The organism is Microvirga pakistanensis (assembly GCF_004458765.1).
GTDB lineage: Bacteria > Pseudomonadota > Alphaproteobacteria > Rhizobiales > Beijerinckiaceae > Microvirga > Microvirga pakistanensis.
Map to the genome: position 1 here is coordinate 1 of NZ_SPJX01000305.1, position 223 is coordinate 223.

Below are 223 nucleotides of genomic sequence, written 5' to 3' on the forward strand. Positions count from 1 at the left end.
AGCAGGCCGAAGCCCCGATACCCGCTGAGCTCCCCGTCGGCGCCGAAGACCGGCACGCCGCCCAAGGCGACCGGCACCTCCAGGGATGGATCGTCCATCGCCCAGGAGACAGTCCTCGCAGTCCAGGTCTCACGGCGCGCGAAGCATCCCGCGATCTCCCCCTCGGGATCCGACACGACGGAGCGCGTCAGTTCGTCCCAGGTTCGGCCCACGATGTCCCCTG

The 223-nt window shown here is 70.0% G+C and carries 1 protein-coding gene; it reads right to left on the reverse strand.

What is annotated here, in order from left to right; translation table 11 throughout:
• Positions 1 to 212 (reverse strand): hypothetical protein (locus E4K09_RS16705; RefSeq protein ID WP_134498938.1); only part of this gene is annotated, 212 nt, incomplete at its 3' end.
• Positions 213 to 223: the final 11 nt, after the last annotated feature.